A 19,946-nucleotide genomic window follows, 5' to 3' on the forward strand; every position below is an offset into this window, starting at 1 on the left:
CGACCTGGAACGTACGTCGTCCGGATTGGCGACTCGACAGGCGCGCACGCGCTGCGTCCCATAGGTCTGCGTCGCGCTGGCGGTCAGCCGGGCGAGATGGTCTACAGTGCAGCAAGCAGCACGCAGGTTCATGGGACCTCCGATACAGAATCCTGCACCATCAGTCCCGACGCCGTTGCCGCGACCGCAGTGCCCAGGGGAATGGCATTGGATACGTGCGCGATGGTGTCGGTGCTGACAATGCGTTCCAGGCCCGCGGACTGCAGCCGTAGGCGTCGCCCGCGAGCACCGGATGAATGGCGACGACCAACACGGGCGCATGCCAGCACCGACAATGCGTCGGCGAAACTTTACATAATATACATTATGCGAAGTGCCGGAGGTGTCGGGTGAGGTGGCCACAGCTGCCGGAACCCGGCCTCTGGGCCGCTATCTACAACGACTGCCCCCGCAGCAACTAAGAAACCGCCTCCCAGCAGCCAACTAGCTGCCGCATAGTCGCTGACCGACCAACGATGTGCCTCATTTGGAGCATGGGTTTCACGCGCTTTCAGTCGCCGACTCCGGGGTGAACCAGCCTATAGCTGTGGTCGGGTGATTCGCAGCCTGGACTTGCCCCACATGGGCTTCAACGGGAAATAGGCCTGGTGCGTGACGCCATCCACGGCGACGACGTGGGCATTCGGGCCGAGCATCGCGGTAGCGAGCGGTCGAACGGCCTGCCCGGTGACTTTGAGGATCGACACCTCGCCGGATTCACCGGCCACGTAGAGCCAGCCGAGCGAGGCATCGAAGGCCAGGACATCCGGATCATCGGCAACGTCGAAGGTGGCCCGCACCTTTCGACTGGTCAGATCCAGCACCAGCAACTTGCTGTTGTCCTCACACGCGATAAAGGCCAGACGTGAGGCGCCATCAATGTAGAGGCCGTGATTGCCGGCGGCTCCGGGAAGGTTGATCCGGCTGATCACCCTGTCGGTAGCTGGATCGATTTCCACCAGCTGCTTGCGGGTCTGCGCGTTCGCGAAGATGTGTCGGGTGACCGGATCGTACTGGGTGTTGCCAACCTCGCCGCCCAGCGGGATCGTGGCCACCCGCACGTTCGACCGTACGTCGATCACGGTATCGGTGCCGCCGTGTTCGTCGGAGACATACAGCTTGTGCACGTCCGGAGCATAGGCCATGCCGTCCGGATAATCCCCCGCCGGCATGCGCGCGATGATCTTGAAGGTTTTGGCGTCGATCGCGACCACTTCATCGGCGCCGGTCGCCGAGGCATACACCCGACCCAGCTCTGGCACGTACAGCACGCCGTGGACGGAGCTGACGTCGGGAATGGTCGCCACCACCTTGCGCTGGGCGGTGTCGAACACGACGACGGCGCTGTCGCCCAGGTGCGCCAGGAAAAGAAGATGGCTTCGTTCGTCGAGGCTGGCGTAGTCCCAGCGCGTGGCTCTGCCGGGCAAGGGCACCTCCGCGAGCGTGGTCAGCGGCAACCGGCTGCCCGGACTGCTCGCCCCGCTGCACGCGGGCGTGGCTACGAACAGTAATGCAAAGGCCACCAAGGCCATCAGGCCTCGACGGAGAGTGCGGTCTGCCTTGAGGTTCATGTGCCGGCACACGTGTCCAAGGCACACATGCTACGCGCTACGCGTGTGGTTCGCCTGTTCGGGGGGATCGCCAATGGCTCGCGGACGCGGTCGAGCAGGCGCCGCTTGCCCGGCGTGGCCGGTTCAGGCTCATGGCCACGTAGACCCGCCAACTGCGGGTCTTCCCACATCCCTTTGGCTGCAGGGCTTCGTCGAACAGCAGGCCAAAGCCATAGCCGGGGTTGTCCTTCAGGTGGAGCTCGATCGCCTCGATCAGCGCCGAGTCGTCGCGGCGACGCAGCGCGTAGTGCCTTGCCGAGCACGACAGGCCCTGCGCGCGGTCGGCACGCCAGGCTCTCAGGCCGTAATGGGTTTGCATCGTCAGACTCAGCTCCAATCGCCGCACATGGCTCAGTCTTTTTGCGACAGCGCGTCCTTCAATGCATGGTGCCCCAGCGCCAGGTCGGCATACATGCGCTTGAGCGGGCCCAAGTCGCCCTCGACGTCCTTCAGGTGCCGCAGTTGCGACACCTCCATCCCGGCGTACTTGTCCTTCCAGACGTAGTACGTCGGCTCGCTGATGCCGTACCTGCGGCACGTCTCGGCGACCTTCACGCCGGCCTCGACCTCCTTGAGGATCCGGATGATCTGTTCCTCGCTGAACTTCGACTTCTTCATGCAGAGCTCCTTCATGGGAAAACTCTGCTTCCGATTGGCTCGAATCAACGAGGACGCTTCAACTTCTCCCCAGCCGACGCGCTACCTCTACTCAATTGGCGCGGACAATCATCCGCGCATCACAACCACCGCCGCACTCAAAAATCTGGGCAACGGACCAGGCGATGTCCCTGGATCAGGGCATCGCTTCGTCCACCGGAGCATCCCGCTGCGCGCGGACGCCCGATCGTGCACTGGCATCCAGCACCACCACCTGCCCCGACTTGACCTCGATGCGCTCGCCGGGCAATAACGCCATGCGCGGATAAAGACCGGGGTTGATGTCTTTCTGCGATTCGTCCTCGATGCGCTCGATCAGGTGCTCGCTGTTTCTCGACAACGCTCCACAATCACTTCGTCCGACATGGGTCCAGGACATTTCAGGGACAGGTTTTTTTGGCCATTCGCGGTGGTTATGCGGAAGCCAGGTCGTGCAGAGACCGTTCCAGCACCATATCAGCCGGCTTCCTGCGGGAGCGACGCGCCCGGGTCTTGAGCAGCACGATGGCAAAGGACGAATCTGGGGCACTGGCTCACAACGCGATGACCATTTCCGACAGGAGCTCCAGGTTCCGATCCGCCAGTACGCCATGCACCGGCCTGCTGGACAAGGTGGCATCGCGCGCCGCCATGACTTCGTGAATCTCGCCGGCGCACAGCGCGACCACGCTTTCCAGTACGGCGTCGATGCTGGCGTGGCCGGTGTCCAGGCGCATCCGGGCCAGCAATCGTTCGGTACCCGCGGCGCTCAGCATCAAGTCGCCGGTAACCCAGCTGTTGACGGTGAACAGACTGGTTGGCACGCCCTTGGCGCTCATCCCCATGCCCAGCAAATGCCGGGTGGTGACTGACACCTGCGGATCGCCGGTCAACGCGGCGAAGGCCTTTTCCGCGCCCGACCGGAGCCGCCCTGCCCACAGCGGACGGCAGGCAAACAGATGGAAGTGACCGTGTTCGCTGGCGCCGGATCGATCTTCGGGTGAGTGCGAGTGGTAGAACCACTGGTAGCCACTGACCCGATCGATCGCATCGTTTTCGGGATAGTGCTGCCATTGTCGCGGGGGTTTGCCCGCAAGCAGGCCGTGCAGCAAATGCTCGCCGCGCGCCGCCAGGGCGGCGTAGGTTTCCAGCAAGCGCTGGCCGGCGGCATCGGCGTCGGTGCCGCCAACGGGGGCCCGAGGCCGCCGGCCAGACGCCGGTGCCATCAGTGCTGGGCAGCGCACTTGGGAGCGCACTTCGCTCCACACCTGGGTGCGCACTTGCTGGCGCCGCACTTCGCCTTCATGTTCCGATGCGTGTGCTTCTTGGCGGCGCACTTGCCCGCCGCGCACTTGGCGCCGCACTTGGTCATGCTCGTCGACGACCCGCACTTGCCTTGGGTGCCGCTCATATCCGCGGCAGCTGCGGGAAGGGCAACGATGGCAGCGGTCAGCGCGGCGAGCGAGGCGAGTTTCACGGAAGCTTTCATGGGTTTCTCCAATGCAGGTGACAGGAAAAGTTGCGGATAGAGACATACGGTCTCGGCAACAGAGAGGCCGCCGGCGAACAAAAGGATTCAGGAAATCGGCGCGGCAACCGGTCAGCCCAACCACCAGTACAGCAGCGCGCCGAACATCGCGCCGACGGGCACGGTGATCACCCACGAAAGGACGATGGCGGTCATCACGGGTCGATCCACGCCTGCACCGTTGCTGATGCCGCTGCCGGCGAGGGCGCCGACCGACACATGGGTCGTGGACACCGGCAACCCACTGAATGAGGCCGTGCCGACCAGCAGGCTGGTGGTCAGGCCGGCGGCCAGCGCCCCGCCGGCATCGAGCCGCGTGATCCTGTCGCTCATGGTGCGGGCAACACGCGCCGCCCCCAGCAAACCGCCCACGAGCATCGCCAGACCGACCGCCAGCGCCGAGGCGCTATCGTCCAGCGCAGCGATCGGCAACAGGAGTGCCGCGATCTTGGGCGTGTCGTTCAGGCCCCTGGCGAAGCTGACCGCGCCGCCGGACAGATACAGCAGGCCATCCACCACGCCACGGGCATCAGGCCGCCACACGCGCCGGGCCCCGACGCTTTCGCACTCGGCCACGGTACCGGCGATGGCCACCGGCATGCCCGTGCGCAGCATCAGCCCGTCCGCCGAAACCTGCACCGCACTCACCGTGCACTCGCACTCCGGCTCGCGCTCTGCTCGGGCGGTCAGCCTGCGCAGCCACGGTGCCAGCAGGTAGGCCGGCAGGACCGCAATGACGGGAGTCGCCAGCAGCGGCAGCAGGAAGCTGTATCCCAGCGTGCCGAACTTCACCGCCGGGCCGACGGCCATCAGGCCGACACCGCTCATCGCGCCGACCAGTGCGTGGGTGGTCGAGATCGGCTGCCCACGCCAGGCGGCCAGCGCGACGGTAATGCCGGCGCCGCCAGCGACCGCCAGCGCAAACGGAAGCTGTGCTGCGACCTCGGCCGGCACCAGGCCGGCACCGGTGAACGCCTTCAGCAGCGCACGCGCGAGGAACACCGAGGACAACGATCCGGCCAGGGTGGTGATGCTCGCCCAGCCCAGGCTGGTCCAGTAACCGGCGCGGCGACTGCCGTACACCACGGCCACGCCCTTGAAGTTGTCATTGGCGCCGTTGGTGGCGGCGAGGAACAGCACGGTCAGTACAAGCAGGGTTTCCATCGGGCATCCGGGGTAGCGTCACGCGAAGACGAAGCGGCGAAGTACAAGGCCGCATGTCATGGAGTCACCCGGGTGGCAAAACGATTCAGGCCGTTGGAGATCCTGCAAGTTGCCGCTGCATCCATTTCGCCAGCGCACGCTGCGCCGGCAAGGCCTCCGGCAGCCGGCCAAGCGCATCCAGCACCCGCGGCAAATCGTCGGCGTTGTCGACATCGGTGAGTACGGGCAGCTCGACGATGTTTTCCGTCGCTGGCAGTGCTTTGCGCAGCGCCAGGCAGGTGTCGCCCCGCGAATAGCGCACCGACTGCCAGGTCGCCAGCGGCACCGGCGTGTTGGCGCCGAACAGCCAGAAGCCGCCATCGGTGGCGGGACCGAGCACGCACGCCACCGGGGGCTCGGCCAGTGCCTGTGCGGCCTGGGCCAGTTGCCCCGACGTGAGCTGCGGCACGTCCGCACCTACCAGCAGCACGCTGTCGTGCCGACCCAGCAGGGTTTCTAGAACGTGATGCATGCGCGTACCCAGGCCGCCCTCCCCCTGCCAGATCGTGGGAAAGTCCGGCCACGCCGCATGCGCCGCGTCGTCGGCCTCGGCCACTGCCCAGTAAGGCGTGATGAGCGGCCGGGTCGCCTTGGCCACCGCCGCCACGGCAGCGCTGGCCAGCCGATGGAAATCGAGCGCAGCGTCTTCGCCAATCGCCGCCGCCAGCCGCGTCTTCAGCGGTGAATGGCCCGGGGTCTTGACGAAGATGGCCAGCGCGGTCGTCATGTCCTCGTCCGCCGCGTGGCGCACCATGCCTGGGCCGCGGTCAGTCGCCAGTGCCGGAGCGTGGTGCTCAGCCAGCCGTGTCGCGCATACTTGCGTGCGCTGGTTTCCAGCACGGCGGGAATGCGCCGCAATGGCAACCCTGCATGTCTCACGGCCCATACCAGCAGGTGATCCTCGCCGCAACGCGCCTGCTCGTTGAAGCCATGCAGCGCCTCGAAACTATGTCGCGGCAACAGCAGCCCCTGATCGCCGAACGGCAACCCCAGCCAGCGCGCGCGCCAGTTGGCGCCGGCGGCGTTCAGCGCCGTCCAGCGCGGGCCGTCGCCGCGAAAGGCGAGCGTGAACCATCCCAGCGCCTCGCCGCCCTGCGCGATGAAGCGCTGTAGTTGGTGCAGGGTGCCGGGACGCAAACGCGAGTCGGCATGCAGGAACCACAACCACTCGCCCGTGGCCAGGCCGGCGCCGAGATTCTGCTGGCGGGCACGGCCGACTTCGCTGCGGCACTGCCGATAGTGCAGACATGCGGGCCACGTCGTCGGTGGCGGTCGCGGCTCGTCGTCGGCGCACACCACGATCACCTCGCTGCCATCCGGCAAGCCCGCCAGCTGCCGCAGCAGCTCGGGCCATTCAGTCTCGCCGGGCGCCAGCGGCACGATCACCGACAACGAAGTCATGTCAGCAACAGCCGGCCGAAAAGCTGGCCGCGGCGCCGGTCGACGCGGCGGGCGCGCAATCGAACAGGCCGAAATGCCGCCGCTTGTCGCCGTCGACGCGGAAATGCGCGGCATAGCGGCTGCCCGCCAGCATGTCGGCGGTGTTGCCGCAGACCCGCACCGGCCGACCGCTCTCGAACAGGTGGTGGTCATCCAGCGCAAAGCGGTGCGGCTGCCCGGGCAAGCTGCCCAGGTAGGTCGCGACCTGGCCGTGATCCTCGCAGCGATCCTCCAGCGGCAGCTTGAATGCGCGCCAGGTGATCGACTCGAAGTTCGCAAAACCGATACGTTGCTCGATCGCCGCATCGGTCAGCGCGATCGGGCTGCGTGCGCACACGCGTGCATCGGCCACGCCCAGCTCGCCGAGCAAGCGGCGGAAATCCTCCAGGTACAGCGCGCCGGCGAGGCACTCGCCCAGCAGCACCGGGTCGGCCAGCAGCTCGCGCGGCAGCCGGCGATCACTGAACACGTCGGAGAAATACAGCTCGCCGCCGGGCTTGAGCACGCGGCATATTTCGGCGAACGCGCGACGCTTGTCCGGCACCAGGTTGAGCACGCAGTTGGATACGACGACGTCGACCGAGTTCTCAGCGATGCCCAGCGCGGCCAACTCCGCGAGATCGCCCAACTGCAGCGTGACATTGCTGCGCGCGTGGCCGAAGGCCTGCGCATGCCATTGGCGATGGCGCTCGGCCACCGCCAGTTGCTGCTCGGTCATGTCGACGCCGATCACCCGCCCCTGCTCACCCACCAGCTTCGACAGCAGATAGACGTCCCGTCCGCTGCCACAACCGAGGTCGAGTACGGTGGCGCCCTCCAGCGCAGGCGGCAGCGGCGAACCGCAGCCGTAGAAGCGCTCGCGCACCTCCGGATGCAACTGGGCGAGGATCGAGCGCAGGTTCTCCGGCATGGCTTCCAGGCTGCAGCAGGCCGTGGTGCGCAGATCACGACTCGACTGCAGGGTCTCTCCGTAATAGCTGCGCACGGCGGCTTGCTGCTCCTCCGCGTATGTGGCCGCGTCTTGTTCCAGGTTCATGCTCATGTCAACGATCCTCCACAGGAGCTGCCCGCCCCGGCGGTACAGCCATAGCAATGGTCGGCGAATGCAATCGGGCCGTGCCCGGCGTCCGCCAGCGTGTCGATTTCCCACAAGCTGCGTCGGCGGCCGCCCAGCGGCAGCCCCAGCGCCTGGTTGAAATCGCAGTCGAACAGTTCACCATCCCAGCTCACCGACAGCAGGTTGCGGCACATCACGCCCAGCGCCGCGCGCGGATTGAATGCATCGAGCAGGGTCTGCATGTAGCGCTCGTAGCGGCCCTCGCGCTCGAGCAGGTGCAGGAAGCGCTTGATCGGCATGTTGGTGATGGTGAACAGGTGGTTGAACACGATGCCGAAGTGTTCGGCCAGCTCGCGCCGATAGGTCGCCTCCAGCGCCGCCTGGGCGGGCGGCAACGTGGCGCCCAGCGGGTTGTAGACCAGGTCCAGTTCCAGCCCGAAGCCGGCGCGGCCGTAGCCGAGCGCATTGAGCCGATGAAGGGCACGCAGGCTGGGATCGAAAACGTGCTGCCCGCGCTGCTGCTCCACGTTGGCCTTGCTGTAGCAAGGCAGCGAGGCGACCACCTTGACACCCTGCGCGGCCAGGAACTCCGCGGTGTCCTCCTGTCCCGGACGGAACAGCACGGTCAGGTTGCAGCGGTCGATGACGGTCTTGCCCAGCGCGCGCGATCCACGCACTAGGGTGCGGAAATGCGGATTGAGTTCCGGCGCGCCGCCGGTCAGATCCACCGTATGCACGCCCGGCGCATTCGCCAGCAGTTCCAGGATGCGTTCCACCGTGGCCGCCTGCATGATCTCGGTGCGCCCGGGTCCGGCTTCCACGTGGCAGTGCTGGCAGGCCAGGTCGCACAGCTTGCCGACGTTGACCTGCAGGATCTCCAGCCGCGTGCGCGGCAAGGCGACTCCATGCTCGCGCAGGGAGCGGGCGAACGAGGGTGCGGCGAAAGATGGAACGGCGTTCATGGCAGCGTGTCCTGGTGGTGTTCGAAGTCGTGATTCCTCATGCCATCCTCACTTCCGCCGCCAGGCGTGATAACGGGCCAGCCAGCGCAACGTAGGTTCGGGCGCATGGGCCTTCTTCCAGTTTCCCGCCGCGTACTTGTTGGCTTCGGCCCAGGTCGGATACGCGTGGATGGTGCCAAGGATCTTTTCAAGCCCCAGCCCATGGCGCATCGCCAGCACGAACTCGGCCAGCATCTCGCCTGCATGCTGGCCCACGATGGTCGCGCCCAGGATGCGATCCTTGCCCGGTGCGGTCAGCACTTTCACGAAGCCATGCGCCTGATCCTCGGTGATCGCCCGGTCCAGATCGTCCAGTTCATAGCGCGTGGTCTCGAACGGGATGCCCCGCGCCTGCGCCTCGCGATCGTTGAGGCCGACGCGCGCCACCTCCGGATCGACGAAGGTCACCGCCGGAATCACCGCGTAGTCGACGCGAAAACGCCAGATCGAGCCGAACAGCGCATTGACCGCGGCGTACCACGCCTGGTGAGCGGCGACGTGGGTGAACTGGTAGGGCCCGGCGACGTCGCCGCAGGCATAAATGTTCGGATACAGCGTGGCCAGCCACGCATCCGTATCCACCGTCCCGGTCACGGGAATGCCCAGCTCCTCCAGCCCGAAGCCGGCGACGCGGGGCCTGCGCCCCACCGCCACCAGCAGCGTATCGAAGGGGATTCTTGCGCGCCGGTCCTGGTGGTCGCAGACCAGCGCGTATTGCCCGCCGTCGCGCTCGACCGCCACGGCACGGCAGTCCGTACGCACGTCCACGCCATCGGCCGACAGGCGCGCCCGCACGAAGGCGGATACCTCGTCGTCCTCGCGCACCAGCAGGCGCCCTTGGCTCTGTACCTGGATGACCTGCGTACCGAGTCGGGCAAATGCCTGCGCAAGCTCGCAGCCGATCGGACCGCCACCCAGTATCAGCAGGCGCCCGGGCGGGTCCTGCAGCTGCCACAGCGTTTCGGAGGTGAGATAGCCCCCTTCGGCCAGCCCCGGCAGATCCGGCACCACCGGTTCGGCGCCGGTGGCGATCACGATGGCACGCGTGGTGACAGGCCTGCCGTCGATCTCGACCGTCCACGGCGACACAATGCGTGCATGGCCATGCTGCACGTCCACGCCCAGCCCGCGATAGCGTTCCATCGAATCGTGCGGCGCCACGGCCTGCACGGCGCGCCGCACGCTGTCCATCACGGCACGGAAATCGACCCTGATGTCGCCGGCATCCACCCCGACGCGCGACGCGCCCCGCGCCTGCGCCGCCAGCCGCGCTGCGTGGATCAGCGCCTTCGATGGCACGCAACCGGTATTGAGACAGTCACCGCCCATCGCGTCGCTTTCCACCAGGGTGACCTTTGCCCGCACGGCGGCGGCGATGTAGGCGCTGACCAGTCCGCCGAACCGGCGCCGATCACCACCAGGTTGCGATCGAAACGCTTCGGCGCCGGCCAGCCTGCATGGAGCCGCCGCCGCTTCACCCGCGCCACGCTCCAGCGCGCCAGCCACGGGAACACCCCTAGCAGGACCAGCGAACCGGCGATGCGGGGCGAGACGATGCCCGCCAGCGAGTTCAGGCTGGCCAGCTGGGTGCCGGCATTCACGAACACCACGGTCGCCGCCAGCATGCCTAGCTGGCTGACCCAGTAGAAGGTGCGCAGCGGCAGCCTGGTCAATCCCATCAGCAGATTCACCACGAAGAACGGGATCACCGGCACCAGCCGCAGCGTGAACAGGTACAGGGCGCCTTCGCGCCGGATACCCTCGTCGACCGCATGCAGGCGCTGGCCGAAGCGCCGCTGCACCATGTCGCGAAAGACGAACCGGCTGGCCAGGAAGGCCAGCGTCGCGCCGATGCTGGAGGCAAACGACACCAGCAGCGTGCCTTCCAGCAGGCCGAACATCGCGCCGCCGGCCAGGGTCAGCAAGGTGGCCACCGGCAGCGACAACGCGGTGACCGCCACATACAGCGCGAAAAACCCGCCACCGAGCAGCCACGGATGAGTCTGCCGGAAAGCCTCCAGCGCGAGCAGGTGCGCCCTCAGCGCAGCAAGCGTGAACTGGTGCTGCCAACCCAGTGCGAAGAACACGGCGACCGCACCGGACAGGCCGATGACGATCAGCCAGCGGAGGATCGTGGTGCGACTTTTCATGCGTACGGAATCCGGTCGGCGGCGCTCAGTCCCTGAGATATTCCTGGACCATCTGGCGGCCACGATGGATGCGGCTCTTGACCGCCTCCCGCGTCAGCAGGAGCTGGCCGGCGATCTCGCTGATCGAGTACTCCTCGAAATCGCGAAGAATGATCGCCTCCCGGTATTTTTCCGGCAGCGACTGGATGGCGGCGGCCAGGTCCGAGCGCAGATCGAGATGCTCGACATAGATGAAAATGGCATGATCCGGCTCCGGCAACGCGACCTGCCCGCGCATCGCGCGCAGCAACCGGTGGCATTCGTGGCGCACGATCGAGAAGGCCCAGGCAGGAAACGCGGCGATCGTGCGCAGCGTGCCGAGCCGGCGGTAGATCAGCAGCAACGATTCCTGCACCGCATCGTCCGGGTCCACGCTGCTGGCGCATTGCGATTGGGCAATGCGCCGCAGGTCGGGCCGGCAGACGGTCAGCAGCCGCTCGACGGCAGCGAGGTCGCCTTGCCGCGCGGATTCCAGGAGGGCCGGGTCATGTCGCATGGGTGAACCTTTGCTCGGTTGCTCGATGGTGCAAATGGCGGAGATTCCTGTTCTCCCGCCCCATAGAGGACTCCGGCGCATCAAAGGATTCAAGCGGATTGACCGGCACGGCCGGCTACCCTGCCCGTACCGCGGCCTCCGCGCCGTCGCACCGCCGGTCCATGGGCCGGAATCGCTCGAGGATCCGATCGAGCGAGAACGCGCCCGGTCCCCAGGCGATCACCGCCAGCAGCATCATCGCCCAGACCTTGTGGTCGCTGAAATCGTTGCCGACCAGGCCGGCCCAGAAACCGTGCGGCCACAGATCCGGATAGGAAACGACGGCCATGATGTTGTAGATGAACAGGAACCCCGCGGTCAGCCGCCCGCCCAGCCCCAGCAGCAGGAACCACGGCGCGACCAGCTCGATCCAGGTGCCGAGGAACGCCGCGGTGTCGCCGGACATCAGGGGCACGTGATATTCGTTGTTGAACAGGTAGGACGTACCCGCCGGATCGTCGAGCTTCACCACACCGGCGCGCCAGAACGCCAGCGCCACCCACACCCGGAACAGCAACAGCACCACCGGCCCCAGGCTCGACAGTGCCGCCGCCAGTTGCCGGTAGTAACCACTCGTGCGCCACAGCAGCTTGTTCATGTGCAGCCCTCTTGGTTGTTGAACGCCACGACCAGGCCCTGCACGAGCAGGTCCCGCAGGCAGGGTTGAAGATCGAAAGCGGCATCCAGGTCCATGGCCGCCCGGTGGGCTGCAGCCACGTCGCCGCCCGCGGCCAGCACGTCGATGCAGCGGAACGTGGCGGGGTCGACGGCAGCCATGACCACCTCGCCGCCATCACGCCACAGCAGGACGCTCTCGCCACCCCGATCGGGACGCGGAGCGGGCCCGACGGGCGACTGGCACCAACGCCACAGCGTGAGCACGGCCCAGCGGCTGTGCAGCAGATGCAGGCTCGGATGCAAGCGCAGGTGCAGCTGGCGCGGTTCCACTGCAGCCGCGTCGGCGGCGGCGTGGGCGTCGGCGGGCGTCGCATCCGGCGCCAGCACGGTCAGCTGGCGCAGCCAGTCCAGCCTCGCGATGTCCGCCAGGTAGCCCAGCGACCGGGCCTGCGGCATCGCCTCGATGAACCCGGGCAACGCGCCGCCGAACGACTGCAGGTTGCCGCAGGTCGAGGGATGCCGCTGCCGGTAACGCGCCGCCATCGCGTCGAAGAAATCCTCGCCCACCAGCGCGTGCACGGTGGGGAAAGTGTCGTGCAGGGCCGCCTCGAGGGTCGCGGCCACCGCGTTGCGGTAGATGCGCAGCCGCGCCGCCGGGTCCAGCCCGGCGCCGTCGATCCATGCCGCCACGTCGTCGCCGTGGCCCAGCACGGCCGCGGCGAAGCCCTGCTGCAGTTCATGCAATCGCGGTGCGGCAGGCATGCAGCTCCTCCTCGGCACGGGCGGCTTCGGCCAGCAGCACCTCCAGTTCGGGAATATCCTGGTCCCATTCGATCAGGGTCGGCTGCGGTCCGCACAGTTCCAGCGCCTCGCGGTAGAGCGCCCATACCTCGTCGGCGACCGGACGGCTGTGGCTGTCGATCAGCAGCGGCACCGGCAGGCGGTCCTTGCGCAGAAAGCCGGCGAGGTGGATCTCGCGCACCGAGGCATGCGGCATGGCGCGCAGGTACTCGCCCGGGTCGAAACCGTGATTGACGCTGTTGACGTAAACATTGTTCACGTCCAGCAGCAGGCCGCAGCCGCTGCGGCGTACCAGTTCGGCGACGAAGGCCGACTCCGGCATGTCGGCATGGCGGAAGTTGAGATAGCTCGAAACGTTCTCGACCAGGAACTCGCGCCCCAGCGCGTCCTGCACCTGCTGCACGCGCGAGACCACCAGGTCCAGCGCTTCCCACGTATACGGCAGGGGTAACAGATCGTTCAGGTGGATGCCGCCGATGGCGCCCCAGCAGATGTGGTCCGAGACCAACGCGGGCTGGTAGCGGTCGACCAGCTGCCGCAGGCGGCCCAGGTGCGCAACATCGAGCGCATCGGCCGAGCCCAGCGACAGGCCGACGCCGTGCAGACTGAGCGGATAGTCGGCGCGGATGCGCTCCAGCGCCGCGTGCATCGGCCCGCCGGCGGCAAAATAGTTCTCGCTGTGCACCTCGAACCACGGCACCCGCGGCCGCTCCTGCAGTACCCGGGCGATGTGCGGCGCGCGCAAGCCGATCCCGGCGGCTGCCGGGATCGGGTGCTGCGCATGGGGCAGCAGGCAGCTCATGGCCTGACTCAGCCCTTCTCAGTCGGTGTGGTGGAGCCGCCGTCGATCTTCTCGCACAGGCCGGCCGGCAAGGCCACGAACGCGTTGGCGTCGCGCGCCTTGCTGTCCTGGCCGGCGCACGAATGCCCCGGCGACTTGCAGTCGTTCTTGTGCGCCGCATTGATGCCGTAGCACTTGACCATGGCCATGTTGGCCGACTTCGTGTCGTTCGCGCCGTTCGGTGCCGGGCTGGCGGTGGCGACCGATGCCACGCCAAGGGTCAGCGCACCGGCCAGGGCGACCTTGAGCAGACTGTCGTAGTTCATGATGGGTATCTCCGTAAGGTGAGCCGGGGCATCCGGCACCTCATAGAGCCGCCTGGAAGGCCAAAGGATTCACGATACGGGTGTGCTGCATACGTGCCATCGAGTTAATCAGGCAGCAAGGCGGCAAGGCGGCAGGCGTCGGCTGCGCCGCCACGGCAACATCATCCGTCGGCGGGCAACATACTGGTGCGGGCGCCGACCTGCGGCCGCGGCGTACCGATTGCAACGCGGCCCTCGATGGCGTCAAGCTGCACGAATGAACCACAGACCGGCAAAAATCTGGCACTCGTATCGCAGCCTGCCCCGCTGGGTACAGGTCTGGGTAGGCTTCGTGCTGATACCGGTCAACGTGTTGCCGTTCCTGCTGCTGGACACCTGGAGCGGGCGTGCGGGTGCCGCGGCCGCCCTCTTTGTGGTGGCCACCAACCTGCCGATCATGTGGTTCGCCGGCGGCATGAGCCGGGCAATGTCGCTGCCGCACCTGCTGGCCTGGGTTCCGCTGGAAATCGCGTTGGTTCTGCGCATCTCCGGTGCCGCCGGCAATCTACCGCCGTCAACGGCCGAACTGGCCCTCGCGATCGCCCTGTTGCTCATCAACGGCATTTCGCTGGCGTTCGACGCGCTCGACTCGTGGCGCTGGTTGCGGGGACAGCGCGAGGTACCCGGAACTGCCGCCTGAGTCTGCGGTGGCGGGGAACGGCATCAGCCGCGTACCGCCACTGACGACCGACGCGAGCCGGCTTCCTGCCATCCATGGGTGGACGCACATTCCATCGCCGGCAGGGTCATCGCCGTCCAAGCCCCGCCGGCCCTGCAGCGGTCGTGGCATGTGGATCCACCAAGGCAGACTGCTCATCGCGCAGTTCGCGCAGGAAGTGCTGAAACTCCGGCGCCTGAGTCAGCAAGCGCCCGGCCAGCGAGCGCAGCGCATCGACCTGGTCGGCATGCAGGTGAAATGCCGTCGGCATCGCATTGAATCGCTGCCGTTCGGCACGGTCCTCGATCTGGCTGAAGGTCAGCACGGCAAAGTTCACGTCCACCGTGGGGGCTCCCGCCGGACGCAGCGCGTTGACGTGGCGTGCCCACATCAGGAAGCCGTTCTTCGCCAGCGCCGCGGTCTCGTTGTTGAGTATGCCCAGTGAAGCGTCGAACGAGGCGCGCAAGGTATCGATCGTTCCCGGAGCGCGCCCCCGTTCGGACCATGGGTAGGGCGCATAGACCTGGGCATTGGCGACGATGACCAGCACATGCCGCACACGGCGCAGCTGTTCCGGCGTGAAGGCACCGGCCATGTCCGGCACGTTGCCGTACTGCGCCACCGGACTCATCATCGAGCCGCGTACGCCGAGGTTGTCGGTGATGCCGCCGTCGACCAAGCGCAGGATCGGCATCCGTTCCGGCTCGTCGTAGCGCGACAATGCCAGCGCCACGGCATGGCGGCGTGACAGCAGATCATCGTGCGCCAGCGACTGCGCTATCCAAGGCTGGTGTCGTTGCGGGCAATCGGGATAGTTGCGCAACGCGATCGGCGCGAACAACCCCGACACGGCAGCCGATGCCATCACCGCGTTGGCCACCGGATAGGTCGACAGATCCGAACAGAGAAAATCGAACTGCTGCTGGATGAAGGAAAACGTGGTGGCGTTGTTCAGGTCGCTGGCGTTGAGAATGACCATCGGCAGGCCCGCCGGCGACATGTCGGCGAATGTTTTGCCCTCCAGCAGGGTCCGGTCGAGATAGGCGGCAACCAGATCGCTGCGGTTGTAGTGGCGGCCGGCAATCGACAACAGATGATCCGGGCGCCCCAGCAGGCCCAGCAGCTCGCCTTGCCAGTCGCGATAGAGGAAGCGGGTCCGGAAGTCACCAAAAATGCGGTCGCCGAACAGGCCGTAATACGCCGCGGTGTAGCTGCCGCCGGAAACCGAGGTGACCACATCGACCAGGTCGAGCAATCGCGTCGGCTGGCCGCCTGACGGGACCTCGGTGTCGCGCAGCTTTTCCAGCACACCGTAGCTGAAGGCAGCCGCGCGGGTGCCCCCGCCGGAAAACGCAAGCACCACGAAGGTGTCGCGGGGAGCGTGCGGGAATCGCGTCCTGAATTCGTAGCGATCCTCCACCCCGGCCGGCTTGATCCGGGTATTCCAGGTCCGCGTGGCGCAACCGGCCAGCACACACAGCGCGAGGCCAAGCAGCAGGAATGGCCAGCCGCACGGCAGATGACGGGACGCAGGCGTCACGGCCTTGTCCGCGTTGCGGTCGGCATGGTCCGTCCCCGGCCTGGGTGGTTTCAGGCGCGCACCGTGACGCCGTGCCAGAACGCGACGTATCCACGGATCTCCGCCGCTTCCGGCTTGGGCTGCGGGTAGTACCACGCCGCCGCAGGATTGACCTCGTCGTCGACCACCACATCGAAATAGCTGGCCGTGCCTTTCCAGGAACACACCGAATGCCGGGTGCTGTCGCGCAGGTGCTCGCGCCTGAGCGACTCCGGCGGGAAATAGTGATTGCCCTCGATCACGATCGTGTGCTCGCTCTCGGCGATCACGCTGCCTTGCCACGTGGCGCGCATGGGTATCTCCTCGTTGCGGTTGGTCGAGGTTGCAGGGTGTCGGAAAAAACCGGAACCGATGCTGCCGCCCGTTCACGCCAGCCGGGTGATTCGTCATCAGCGGTGAAGACGCGCGCGGCAGCTCAGGCAGGCTCGGAATCCATGGCAACGGATGCGGGGGAATGGCCATGGATTTCCCGCTGCCGCGCGACGCCCTCAGCCGATAGAGGGACCGGACCGGCCGAAGGATTCAACGAAGTTTCAAAGCGATCGCGAGACACCCGGCGAGTGTCCGTGGAGGCGCTTGAAGGCGCGGCTGAAGGCCGCCTCCGTCGCATAACCGGCGATCACCGCCGCTTCGGCCACGCTGACACTGCGCTCGGCCAGCGCCGACTTCGCCTGCTGCATGCGCAGGCCAGTGACGTACCCCATCGGGGTGGCCCCGGTCGAGTGGGCAAATCGCCGGGCGAATGCCGCCCGCGACAGATGCACCCGGTCGGCGAGCATCGCCACCGTCCAGGGCTGCTGCGGATCCCGATGGATGGCCAGCAAGGCCGGGCCGAGATGCGGATCGAAAATCGCGGTCAGCAGCCCGTGCGCGACCGTGCCGGCGGCCAGGCACTGCCGCAGCGCGTACATGAACAGCGCATCGGAAAGCTTGTCCATCAGCGCCATCGCGCCGGGACCGTTCAACTCCGCTTCGGCGACGATCAACTGCAGCAGGGCCGCCGGAGCGCCGGAGTCCCCGCCATCCGGCTGCGGAGCGTGCCGAAGCAACAGTTGCGCCGGCAGCGAAGCCAGCAGCACTTCCGACAACGGCGAGTCGAACTCGAAGTAGCCGCACAGCAGCAGCGTGGGAACGTCGCCGTCGGCGTCCACCGACGCGATCAGGCAATGGTCCAGCGGGCGGTTGAACAGTACTGCGTCGCCGGCCCGAAGCAGGATGTCATCGGCACTGCCGTCATGCCGCATCACGCAGCGGCCGGTGGCCACCAGGTGGAACATCGCCTTGCGCTCGTATTCGCCATCGACCACCCACTGCCCGCAATGCGTGGTCCGGTGGAACACGCGCGTCTGCAGGCGGAGGTGCCGCATCAATTCACTCAGTTCGTCCACGGCGGCTCCAGATCAAGACGCGGAGACAAGCATGCGCGCGTTGCGGACATGGTTGCGTTTGCGGTCGAGGGCCAAAGTATGCCCATGGCCGGTTCGTCATTCGATCGGCCATCCATCAACCCATCCATGGAGTATGAACCATGAGCGAATTCACCTTGCAGACCCCCGATTCCGCCCCGGAAGCAGCACGCCCGCTGCTGCGGGGCGCACGCGACAAGATGGGCTTTGTGCCCAACCTGTATGCCAACCTCGCCAACGCGCCGGCGGCGCTGGAAGCCTACTTCGGGCTTTCCGCGCAGTTCGACAAGACTTCGTTCAACCCGGTGGAACGCCAGGTAGTGCTGCTGGCCGCCAGCGTGGAAAACGGATGTGAATTCTGCGTCGCCGCCCATTCAGTGATCGCTCGCAAGATAGCCAAGGCTCCCGATGCGGTCGTCGACGCGTTGCGCAACCGCACCACCCTGCCCGACGCCCGGCTGGAAGCCCTGGCCACGTTCACCCGCCGCATGGTGAAGGAGCGCGGCTGGGTGGCCGGAGCCCCGCTGCAGGCCTTCCTCAAGGCCGGCTTCACCCACCAGCAGGCGCTGGAAGTGGTGCTTGGCGTCGCCATGAAGACGCTCAGCAACTACGCCAACCACCTGACCGGAACCCGGACCAACGAGCAGTTCGCCAGCGAGGCATGGAAGCGCCAGGCGTGAAGTTTTCGGCAAACACCGCGGACTGATGCATTCGGCCCGCAGCATACCCAATCATCAGGAAATCAGGTCCATGCACTACATGCAAAAGACTCTCACACTTCTTGCGGCATCCGCGGGTATCGGTTTCGCAGCCGGCCCCGCCCATGCACAACTTCCCAAGACCACCATGCAGGTCGACCACGCCAATACCGCGCTGGTCGTGATTGACCCGCAGGTCGACTTCCTCAGCCCCAAGGGCGTGACCTGGGGGCTGGTCGGCAAGAGCGTCGAGGCCAACCACACCGTTGAAAACCTCGACACCCTGTTCAAGGCCGCGAAGGACAGCAACATGCTGGTCGTCATTTCGCCCCACTACTACTATCCGTGGGACCACGGCTGGAAATTCGGTGGCCCGCTTGAAGTGGCGATGCACAAGATCGGCATGTTCGACCGCAAGGGCCCCCTGAGCCTCGACGGGTTCGAGAACTCCGGCGCCGACTGGATGCCGCAGTACAAGAAGTACATCAATGACGGCAAGACCATCGTCACCAGTCCGCACAAGGTCTACGGCCCACAGACGAACGATCTGGCGTTGCAGCTTCGCAAGCACGGCATTTCGAAGGTGATACTCGCCGGCATGTCGGCCAACCTCTGTGTCGAAAGCCACCTGAGGGAACTGCTGGAGCAAGGTTTCGAAGTCGAAGTGGTGAAGGACGCCACCGCTGCCGCGCAATTGCCGGGGCTCGACGGCTACGCCGCCGCTTTGACGAACTTCCAGATGATCGCCAATGACGTGGTGACCACCCAGGAAGCGAAGGACGCCATCCTCGCCACCAGGTAACCGCCTTCGACCGTGCAGCCCTTCCGGGAAGGAAGGACTGCCCGGGTCGATTGCATCGAACACCAGCAGGGCGCACCCCTGCGTTCGAGCAGAAGCAAAGCGTACCGACAGATTCCCTGGCGCGCGCGAAGTGCTCCCCAACCATGAGCAGGAAAACCATGATCAAGGTCAGTGTGATGTACCCCGATGCCCCGGAAGCACGGTTCGACCATGCGTACTACCGCGACACGCACATGCCGCTGGTGAAGCAACGCATGAGCGAGAGCTGCCGGTACTACTCGATCGACAAGGGGCTGGCCGGCGGGGCGCCCGGGGCAGCTCCGGCCTACATCGGCATGAGCCATATTTTCTGTGACTCGGTGGAAGCCTTTCAGAACGGCTTCGGACCGCACGCCGCCGAACTCATGGCCGACCTTCCCAATTTCACGGACATCACGCCGGTCATACAGACCAGCGAGGTGATGGTCGAGCGCGGCTGACCGGCCTTGCGTTGTCAATTCATCCATTCGGCAAAAGGATGACCGTCAGTCTGTCGCCCTCGTCTTCATCGGAGATCCATCCCATGAACTCACCGAAACGGCTGGGCCGGGCACTGCTTGGGCTGCGCCTGTCGATCTTTCTCGTGATGCTGATGTGGACGCTGGACAAATTCATCCGGCCCGAACACAGCGCCGGTGTATTCAGCCATTTTTACGCCGTCACCGGCCTCGGCCAGGGCGCCTTCTTCATGATCGGGGCGATGGAGCTGGTACTTCTTCTGGCCTTTGTTGCCGGGCTCGCGCGGCGTTACAGCTACGGTGCGGTATTGCTGCTGCATGCCGTCTCGACGCTGTCCGCCTGGCATCAATACGCGCACCCCTACGAAGGCACCAATCTGCTGTTCTTCGCCGCCTGGCCCATGCTTGCCGGATACGTGGCGCTCTATCTGCTGCGCGATGCCGACAGCATGACGATCGACGGCCGCAGACAAGTCGCTCGCGGCAACCCGGGCCATTCCTGA

The 19,946-nt window shown here is 66.2% G+C and carries 25 protein-coding genes; 5 read left to right on the plus strand and 20 right to left on the minus strand.

Annotation, left to right across the window (positions count from 1 at the left end; genetic code table 11):
• Positions 1-578: 578 nt before the first annotated feature.
• The 17 genes from UUA_RS09580 to UUA_RS09660 all read right to left on the minus strand — a co-directional run bounded on the left by UUA_RS09580 (position 579) and on the right by UUA_RS09660 (position 13,764).
• The gene (locus UUA_RS09580) at positions 579-1,610 is read right to left on the minus strand and encodes a YncE family protein (RefSeq protein WP_039953761.1); all 1,032 of its coding nucleotides are present in this window, start codon (positions 1,608-1,610) and stop codon (positions 579-581) included.
• Positions 1,611-1,647: 37 nt separating this feature from the next.
• Complete coding sequence (locus UUA_RS09585) at positions 1,648-1,968, minus strand: hypothetical protein (RefSeq protein ID WP_008436316.1); 321 nt, start codon at positions 1,966-1,968, stop codon at positions 1,648-1,650.
• A 32-nt stretch (positions 1,969-2,000) separates the two neighbouring features.
• Complete coding sequence (locus UUA_RS09590) at positions 2,001-2,267, minus strand: transposase (RefSeq protein WP_008436318.1); 267 nt, start codon at positions 2,265-2,267, stop codon at positions 2,001-2,003.
• Positions 2,268-2,442: 175 nt separating this feature from the next.
• Positions 2,443-2,685 carry a hypothetical protein gene (locus UUA_RS09595; RefSeq protein ID WP_153022930.1) on the minus strand — a complete coding sequence of 81 codons (243 nt, stop codon included), beginning with the start codon at positions 2,683-2,685 and terminating at the stop codon, positions 2,443-2,445.
• A 154-nt stretch (positions 2,686-2,839) separates the two neighbouring features.
• A complete protein-coding gene (locus UUA_RS09600) occupies positions 2,840-3,676 on the minus strand; it encodes a DUF6969 family protein (RefSeq protein ID WP_235605947.1) in 837 nt (278 codons plus the stop codon).
• Positions 3,677-3,885: 209 nt separating this feature from the next.
• Positions 3,886-4,977 (minus strand): inorganic phosphate transporter, encoded by a 1,092-nt coding sequence (locus UUA_RS09610; protein WP_008436339.1) that lies wholly within the window; start codon positions 4,975-4,977, stop codon positions 3,886-3,888.
• Positions 4,978-5,062: 85 nt separating this feature from the next.
• Entirely contained in the window at positions 5,063-5,743 is a 681-nt protein-coding gene (locus tag UUA_RS09615; protein WP_235605948.1) for a TIGR04282 family arsenosugar biosynthesis glycosyltransferase, read from the minus strand.
• Positions 5,740-6,417, minus strand: a complete 678-nt coding sequence (locus UUA_RS09620; protein WP_008436343.1) for a TIGR04283 family arsenosugar biosynthesis glycosyltransferase — start codon at positions 6,415-6,417, stop codon at positions 5,740-5,742. The genes UUA_RS09615 and UUA_RS09620 overlap by 4 nt, the downstream gene beginning before the upstream one ends.
• A 1-nt stretch (position 6,418) precedes the next feature.
• Complete coding sequence (locus UUA_RS09625; protein ID WP_008436345.1) at positions 6,419-7,498, minus strand: methyltransferase domain-containing protein; 1,080 nt, start codon at positions 7,496-7,498, stop codon at positions 6,419-6,421.
• The gene (gene arsS / locus UUA_RS09630; RefSeq protein WP_008436346.1) at positions 7,495-8,475 is read right to left on the minus strand and encodes an arsenosugar biosynthesis radical SAM (seleno)protein ArsS; all 981 of its coding nucleotides are present in this window, start codon (positions 8,473-8,475) and stop codon (positions 7,495-7,497) included. Before arsS ends, UUA_RS09625 begins: the two co-directional genes overlap by 4 nt.
• Positions 8,476-8,523: 48 nt before the next feature.
• Positions 8,524-9,879, minus strand: a complete 1,356-nt coding sequence (locus tag UUA_RS19985) for a dihydrolipoyl dehydrogenase family protein (RefSeq protein WP_337999115.1) — start codon at positions 9,877-9,879, stop codon at positions 8,524-8,526.
• Positions 9,795-10,664 carry a TVP38/TMEM64 family protein gene (locus UUA_RS19990; RefSeq protein ID WP_008436355.1) on the minus strand — a complete coding sequence of 290 codons (870 nt, stop codon included), beginning with the start codon at positions 10,662-10,664 and terminating at the stop codon, positions 9,795-9,797. Before UUA_RS19990 ends, UUA_RS19985 begins: the two co-directional genes overlap by 85 nt.
• Before the next feature lie 25 nt (positions 10,665-10,689).
• Positions 10,690-11,280, minus strand: a complete 591-nt coding sequence (locus UUA_RS09640) for an RNA polymerase sigma factor (RefSeq protein WP_238533015.1) — start codon at positions 11,278-11,280, stop codon at positions 10,690-10,692.
• A gap of 34 nt (positions 11,281-11,314) precedes the next feature.
• Complete coding sequence (locus UUA_RS09645; RefSeq protein ID WP_008436359.1) at positions 11,315-11,836, minus strand: DoxX family protein; 522 nt, start codon at positions 11,834-11,836, stop codon at positions 11,315-11,317.
• On the minus strand, positions 11,833-12,618 hold the full coding sequence (locus UUA_RS09650) for an HvfC/BufC N-terminal domain-containing protein (protein WP_008436360.1): 786 nt from the start codon (positions 12,616-12,618) through the stop codon (positions 11,833-11,835). Before UUA_RS09650 ends, UUA_RS09645 begins: the two co-directional genes overlap by 4 nt.
• On the minus strand, positions 12,593-13,459 hold the full coding sequence (gene bufB, locus UUA_RS09655; protein ID WP_008436361.1) for an MNIO family bufferin maturase: 867 nt from the start codon (positions 13,457-13,459) through the stop codon (positions 12,593-12,595). The genes UUA_RS09650 and bufB overlap by 26 nt, the downstream gene beginning before the upstream one ends.
• A gap of 8 nt (positions 13,460-13,467) precedes the next feature.
• Complete coding sequence (locus UUA_RS09660; RefSeq protein ID WP_008436362.1) at positions 13,468-13,764, minus strand: BufA1 family periplasmic bufferin-type metallophore; 297 nt, start codon at positions 13,762-13,764, stop codon at positions 13,468-13,470.
• Between the two features lie 256 nt (positions 13,765-14,020).
• Between UUA_RS09660 and UUA_RS09665 the strand changes: the two genes are divergently transcribed.
• Positions 14,021-14,443, plus strand: coding sequence for a hypothetical protein (locus UUA_RS09665; protein WP_008436363.1), 423 nt, complete (start codon positions 14,021-14,023; stop codon positions 14,441-14,443).
• A 106-nt stretch (positions 14,444-14,549) separates the two neighbouring features.
• Here the strand turns inward: UUA_RS09665 and UUA_RS09670 are convergent, their stop codons facing one another.
• The 3 genes from UUA_RS09670 to UUA_RS09680 all read right to left on the minus strand — a co-directional run bounded on the left by UUA_RS09670 (position 14,550) and on the right by UUA_RS09680 (position 17,428).
• Entirely contained in the window at positions 14,550-16,001 is a 1,452-nt protein-coding gene (locus UUA_RS09670; RefSeq protein ID WP_008436364.1) for a patatin-like phospholipase family protein, read from the minus strand.
• 50 nt (positions 16,002-16,051) lie between these two features.
• Positions 16,052-16,333, minus strand: a complete 282-nt coding sequence (locus tag UUA_RS09675; protein WP_008436366.1) for a DUF427 domain-containing protein — start codon at positions 16,331-16,333, stop codon at positions 16,052-16,054.
• A 240-nt stretch (positions 16,334-16,573) separates the two neighbouring features.
• Positions 16,574-17,428 carry an AraC family transcriptional regulator gene (locus tag UUA_RS09680; protein WP_039953763.1) on the minus strand — a complete coding sequence of 285 codons (855 nt, stop codon included), beginning with the start codon at positions 17,426-17,428 and terminating at the stop codon, positions 16,574-16,576.
• 140 nt (positions 17,429-17,568) lie between these two features.
• Here UUA_RS09680 and UUA_RS09685 point away from each other — a divergent pair, with 140 nt between their 5' ends.
• The 4 genes from UUA_RS09685 to UUA_RS09700 all read left to right on the plus strand — a co-directional run bounded on the left by UUA_RS09685 (position 17,569) and on the right by UUA_RS09700 (position 19,946).
• Positions 17,569-18,126, plus strand: a complete 558-nt coding sequence (locus UUA_RS09685) for a carboxymuconolactone decarboxylase family protein (RefSeq protein WP_008436369.1) — start codon at positions 17,569-17,571, stop codon at positions 18,124-18,126.
• A 25-nt stretch (positions 18,127-18,151) separates the two neighbouring features.
• Positions 18,152-18,946 (plus strand): cysteine hydrolase family protein, encoded by a 795-nt coding sequence (locus tag UUA_RS09690; RefSeq protein WP_235605950.1) that lies wholly within the window; start codon positions 18,152-18,154, stop codon positions 18,944-18,946.
• 158 nt (positions 18,947-19,104) lie between these two features.
• Positions 19,105-19,425, plus strand: coding sequence for an EthD family reductase (locus UUA_RS09695; RefSeq protein WP_008436373.1), 321 nt, complete (start codon positions 19,105-19,107; stop codon positions 19,423-19,425).
• A gap of 83 nt (positions 19,426-19,508) precedes the next feature.
• Complete coding sequence (locus UUA_RS09700; protein ID WP_008436375.1) at positions 19,509-19,946, plus strand: hypothetical protein; 438 nt, start codon at positions 19,509-19,511, stop codon at positions 19,944-19,946.

Origin of the sequence: Rhodanobacter thiooxydans LCS2, from assembly GCF_000264375.1 — a bacterium.
Lineage (GTDB): Bacteria > Pseudomonadota > Gammaproteobacteria > Xanthomonadales > Rhodanobacteraceae > Rhodanobacter > Rhodanobacter thiooxydans.

Coding starts and splice junctions, on each gene's coding strand:
- UUA_RS09700 (WP_008436375.1), top strand. CDS start 19,509: ATGAACTCACCGAAACGGCTGGGCCGGGCACTGCTTGGGCTGCGCCTG.
- UUA_RS09690 (WP_235605950.1), top strand. CDS start 18,152: ATGCATTCGGCCCGCAGCATACCCAATCATCAGGAAATCAGGTCCATG.
- UUA_RS09610 (WP_008436339.1), bottom strand. CDS start 4,977: ATGGAAACCCTGCTTGTACTGACCGTGCTGTTCCTCGCCGCCACCAAC.
- UUA_RS09615 (WP_235605948.1), bottom strand. CDS start 5,743: ATGACGACCGCGCTGGCCATCTTCGTCAAGACCCCGGGCCATTCACCG.
- UUA_RS09590 (WP_008436318.1), bottom strand. CDS start 2,267: ATGAAGAAGTCGAAGTTCAGCGAGGAACAGATCATCCGGATCCTCAAG.
- bufB (WP_008436361.1), bottom strand. CDS start 13,459: ATGAGCTGCCTGCTGCCCCATGCGCAGCACCCGATCCCGGCAGCCGCC.
- UUA_RS09640 (WP_238533015.1), bottom strand. CDS start 11,280: ATGCGCCGGAGTCCTCTATGGGGCGGGAGAACAGGAATCTCCGCCATT.
- UUA_RS09685 (WP_008436369.1), top strand. CDS start 17,569: ATGAGCGAATTCACCTTGCAGACCCCCGATTCCGCCCCGGAAGCAGCA.
- UUA_RS09665 (WP_008436363.1), top strand. CDS start 14,021: ATGAACCACAGACCGGCAAAAATCTGGCACTCGTATCGCAGCCTGCCC.
- UUA_RS09595 (WP_153022930.1), bottom strand. CDS start 2,685: ATGTCCTGGACCCATGTCGGACGAAGTGATTGTGGAGCGTTGTCGAGA.
- UUA_RS09585 (WP_008436316.1), bottom strand. CDS start 1,968: ATGCAAACCCATTACGGCCTGAGAGCCTGGCGTGCCGACCGCGCGCAG.
- UUA_RS09580 (WP_039953761.1), bottom strand. CDS start 1,610: ATGAACCTCAAGGCAGACCGCACTCTCCGTCGAGGCCTGATGGCCTTG.
- UUA_RS09695 (WP_008436373.1), top strand. CDS start 19,105: ATGATCAAGGTCAGTGTGATGTACCCCGATGCCCCGGAAGCACGGTTC.
- arsS (WP_008436346.1), bottom strand. CDS start 8,475: ATGAACGCCGTTCCATCTTTCGCCGCACCCTCGTTCGCCCGCTCCCTG.
- UUA_RS09625 (WP_008436345.1), bottom strand. CDS start 7,498: ATGAGCATGAACCTGGAACAAGACGCGGCCACATACGCGGAGGAGCAG.
- UUA_RS09675 (WP_008436366.1), bottom strand. CDS start 16,333: ATGCGCGCCACGTGGCAAGGCAGCGTGATCGCCGAGAGCGAGCACACG.
- UUA_RS09660 (WP_008436362.1), bottom strand. CDS start 13,764: ATGAACTACGACAGTCTGCTCAAGGTCGCCCTGGCCGGTGCGCTGACC.
- UUA_RS19990 (WP_008436355.1), bottom strand. CDS start 10,664: ATGAAAAGTCGCACCACGATCCTCCGCTGGCTGATCGTCATCGGCCTG.
- UUA_RS09620 (WP_008436343.1), bottom strand. CDS start 6,417: ATGACTTCGTTGTCGGTGATCGTGCCGCTGGCGCCCGGCGAGACTGAA.
- UUA_RS09650 (WP_008436360.1), bottom strand. CDS start 12,618: ATGCCTGCCGCACCGCGATTGCATGAACTGCAGCAGGGCTTCGCCGCG.
- UUA_RS09645 (WP_008436359.1), bottom strand. CDS start 11,836: ATGAACAAGCTGCTGTGGCGCACGAGTGGTTACTACCGGCAACTGGCG.